Annotated in this window: 5 protein-coding genes; 3 read left to right on the top strand and 2 right to left on the bottom strand. The window is 69.3% G+C overall.

What is annotated here, in order from left to right; genetic code table 11:
• The 3 genes from D452_RS0126990 to D452_RS29135 all read left to right on the top strand — a co-directional run.
• A partial coding sequence (locus D452_RS0126990) for an ABC-2 family transporter protein (RefSeq protein WP_017547251.1) occupies positions 1-394 on the top strand: 394 nt, incomplete at its 5' end.
• Between the two features lie 3 nt (positions 395-397).
• Positions 398-1,504 carry an ATP-binding cassette domain-containing protein gene (locus D452_RS0126995; RefSeq protein ID WP_017547252.1) on the top strand — a complete coding sequence of 369 codons (1,107 nt, stop codon included), beginning with the start codon at positions 398-400 and terminating at the stop codon, positions 1,502-1,504.
• Between the two features lie 42 nt (positions 1,505-1,546).
• Positions 1,547-2,443 carry a DMT family transporter gene (locus D452_RS29135; RefSeq protein WP_017547253.1) on the top strand — a complete coding sequence of 299 codons (897 nt, stop codon included), beginning with the start codon at positions 1,547-1,549 and terminating at the stop codon, positions 2,441-2,443.
• Positions 2,444-2,515: 72 nt separating this feature from the next.
• On the opposite strand, the gene D452_RS30000 is transcribed toward D452_RS29135, so the two are convergent.
• Together D452_RS30000 and D452_RS30005 are read right to left on the bottom strand one after the other, a co-directional pair.
• Positions 2,516-2,938, bottom strand: a complete 423-nt coding sequence (locus tag D452_RS30000; protein WP_083927642.1) for a VOC family protein — start codon at positions 2,936-2,938, stop codon at positions 2,516-2,518.
• A 226-nt stretch (positions 2,939-3,164) separates the two neighbouring features.
• A complete protein-coding gene (locus D452_RS30005; RefSeq protein ID WP_026129715.1) occupies positions 3,165-3,401 on the bottom strand; it encodes a DUF397 domain-containing protein in 237 nt (78 codons plus the stop codon).
• Between the last annotated feature and the right edge of the window lie 10 nt (positions 3,402-3,411).

A 3,411-nucleotide genomic window follows, 5' to 3' on the forward strand; every position in this document is an offset into this window, starting at 1 on the left:
CGTGGAGTGGACTCCCGGCAAGGGGCTCCTGCTCCTGGGGATGACGCTGTCCGGGGTGCTGATCTGCGGCGCGATCTGGGTGGCCACCGCCTGTCTCCAGTTCTTCGTCGCGAACGGCCGGGAGGCGGCCAACGCGCTCACCTACGGCGGGCAGGCGCTCACCGAGTACCCGTTGGCGATCTACGGCCGGGAGGTCGTCCGCTCGGTGACGTACGTGGTGCCGCTGGCCTTCGTCAGTTGGCAGCCCGCTCTTCTCGTGCTCGACCGACCCGACCCCCTCGGCATGCCGGAGGCCCTGCGCTACGCGGGCCCGGTCGTCGCCGTACTCGCCTGCACCGGAGCCGCCCTGTTGTGGCGGTTCGGGCTGCGCCACTACCGATCCACCGGGAGCTGAACGATGACCGCAGAAGGAACAGAGGAACCAACCACCGAGGCCAGCGGGACCGCCGGGGCCACTGAGCCCGGGGAGTTTTCGGGGACCACCGAGACCCGCGAGGAGGCCGCCGCACCAGGCCCGCTGCCCGGGGCCGCACCCGATGCCGAACCGATCATCGAGGCGGTGGGGCTCGGCCGCGACTTCGTGGTGTCCGAGGGTCCCTTCCTGCGCCGTACCCGGCGCAGGGTGAGCGCCGTCCGGGACGTGACCTTCTCCGTGCGGAGGGGGGAGATCGTCGGCTACCTGGGGCCCAACGGTGCGGGGAAGTCCAGCACCATGAAGATGCTCACCGGCATCCTCACCCCCACCGCGGGGAGTGTCCGGGTGGTCGGGCGGGACCCGTCCCGTCAGCGCACCAGTCTGGCGAGGGACATCGGGGTCGTGTTCGGGCAGCGCACCACCCTGTGGTGGGACCTGCCGCTGCGCGACAGCCTGACCCTCACACGGCACTTGTACCGGGTTCCTGCCGATCTCCACGCCGAGCGCCTGGCCGAACTCACCGAACTCCTGGAGCTGGAGCCCTTCCTGGACACCCCGGTGCGCCAGCTCAGCCTGGGGCAGCGGATGCGCGGCGACCTCACGGCGGCCCTGCTGCATGCGCCCCGCCTGCTGGTGCTGGACGAGCCGACCATCGGCCTGGACGTGGTAAGCAAGTCGACGATCCGGGAGTTCCTGCTGCGGATCAACCGGGAGCGGGGGACCACCATCCTCATCACCACGCACGACCTCGGGGACGTGGAGCGGCTGTGCGACAGGGTGATCGTGATCGACAAGGGGCGGCTCGCCTTCGACGGGGATCTGCCCGGGTTGCGCGCCACCGTTCCCACGCCGCGCGTGCTGGTGGTCGACCTGGTGGCTCCGGCGCCCGCGATCGAGGTGGAGGGGGCCGTCACGGTCCGGGTGGACGGGCCGCGTCAGTGGCTGGAGCTGGCGGACAACCCGGCGAGGGTGATCTCCCGGGTCACGGCGGAACACGAGGTGGCGGACCTGACCCTGCGGGAGCCCGATATCGAGGGCGTGGTCTCCGCTCTCTATCGCGGGGCGGTGCCCAGCGAAAGTGGGGCCTGATTCCGGTGTCGCGAGGTGTCGCAATCGGGGATCATGGGTTGTATGTCCCCTTTGTCATACGGCCTGTGGCTCGGGGTCGCCTTCGGAGTGATGTCCTGCCTCGCGTACACGGCGGCGGCCGTGGCGCAGCGCAGGCTCGCCGTCCGCGTACCCGAGCCGCTGACCGGCGGACACCAGATCGGAGCACTGCTCCGGCATCCCCTCTGGTGGATCTCCCTCGTGTTCAACGGCGGCCGCGCCGGGTTCCAGGTGGCTGCGGTGAGCTTCGCGCCGTTGACCGTCGTGCAGCCCCTCGGTGTGCTGGTGCTGGTGCTCGGCATCCCGTGGTCGGCGCGGATCGCCCGGCGCAGGGTGAGCCGCGCGGAGTGGCGGGGTGCGGCCCTCACGATGCTCGCGCTCGGGGTGCTGCTCGCGGTCACGGTCACGGGCGACCATGGTGGGGTTCTGTCCTTCGAGGCGTCGGCGCTGGTGGGCGTTGGGACGGTGGTCCTGCTCGCCGTGATTGCCTGGGTCGCTGGCCGGGTGCCGTCGAGGGCCTGGCGGAGTTACCTGCTCGCGGGTGCCGCCGGGGTGGCCTTCGGGGTTTCGGCGGCGACGGTGAAGACCGCCGTGTGGGCGTTCGACGAGGGTGTGCTGGCGGGGCTGACGCACCCGTCGAGCCCGGCGACGGCGGTGATCGCCGTGCTCGGGCTTCTTCTTGCGCAGGCTGCTTATCAGGGGATGGATCTGGGGGCGCCGCTGGGCATCACCACGCTGGCCAACCCGGTCGCTGCTGCGGTTGTCGGTGTGGCGTTCATGGGTGAGACCTACGCGGGCGGTTGGTTGGGTGGGGTTGTCGCCGTGGGGTGCGCGGTGGTCGCGGCGTACGGGATTCGGTTGCTGACCGTGCCCTCCGACGACGGAGTGGAAGCGACGCCGGAGGGGATACGGGGGGCTTAGTGGGCGTAGGGCTGGGGCCCTCATGCCGCCACCGCCTGCCAGTGTGGTCCTAGGGCGTGTTCTGAAGAGCCACTAGTCAGCGGTTCGTGACGGCGATGCGGTACGTGAGCGATGGGCTCGAACGTCCACAGGGCGTCCGTCGGGATCGCGAGCCGACATCGTCCACTGCGTGGGCAGTGTCTCGATCTGCCCGACCGGCCACCCGGCAGCCAGGATGTGATCGCGAACCTCACACAGTTGCGCGTAGGTTCCCACGCGCAGCCCCCACCCCGCCTTGCTGAGGGGATCGAGACCAACGGTGGGGGCAGTGGCGGTTTCGACGATCATAAGGTGGTCATTCCCGCCGACATCGATGACTGCGATCCGAGGATCGGAAGTGGTTGCAGCGCGCTCGAATGCGAGCGTTGCTCCGAGCAACTCCGTGTAGTAGGCCACGAGCCGTTCGAGGTTGGTTGTGGACAGCGTCAGATGGTTGATTCCGTAGAGATCGGGCATGGTGCGCCAACTGTAGTCCAGACGCGGCACGGCACCTGGGGCGCTTGGGATGTGGTCACCGCGCCTGGCGTACCAAGGTGAGTTGGGTGGTGGCTTCATAGCGGGCGGCGAGTTTCTCGTGGCGCCGTGAGTGGCCGAGTGCGTGGTCGTCGGGCTGGGCCGTCAGGCCGTCCTGACTCGACCTGCCTGGATCGGCAGGCCCCTTCCGAGCACCGGCAACCACGCCCTATTTCGTATGCAGGAGGGCGACCCATTCGGGGCCGGGAAAGAGGAGGTGTCCGTGGCCGGGGAACTTGGAGTCCCGGACCGCGACACCGGGCCGCAGGCCAGCGACCTCCATGCAATCGCTAGCGGTCGCACTGTGTGAGGATTCGCGGTACCGGGCTACTTCCACGCAGTTCTGCCCCTGAGGGGTGCTGTAACTGCTTTTGCGGAACCTGAGTTCGTCGATTTGAAGGTGCATCCTGGGGTCC

Origin of the sequence: Nocardiopsis prasina DSM 43845, assembly GCF_000341265.1 — a bacterium.
GTDB classification, from domain to species: Bacteria; Actinomycetota; Actinomycetes; order Streptosporangiales; family Streptosporangiaceae; genus Nocardiopsis; species Nocardiopsis prasina.

Bases quoted from the DNA above. Each gene is read 5' to 3' on its own strand.
- D452_RS0126995 (WP_017547252.1), top strand. From the start codon at position 398: ATGACCGCAGAAGGAACAGAGGAACCAACCACCGAGGCCAGCGGGACC.
- D452_RS29135 (WP_017547253.1), top strand. From the start codon at position 1,547: ATGTCCCCTTTGTCATACGGCCTGTGGCTCGGGGTCGCCTTCGGAGTG.
- D452_RS30000 (WP_083927642.1), bottom strand. From the start codon at position 2,938: ATGCCCGATCTCTACGGAATCAACCATCTGACGCTGTCCACAACCAAC.
- D452_RS30005 (WP_026129715.1), bottom strand. From the start codon at position 3,401: ATGCACCTTCAAATCGACGAACTCAGGTTCCGCAAAAGCAGTTACAGC.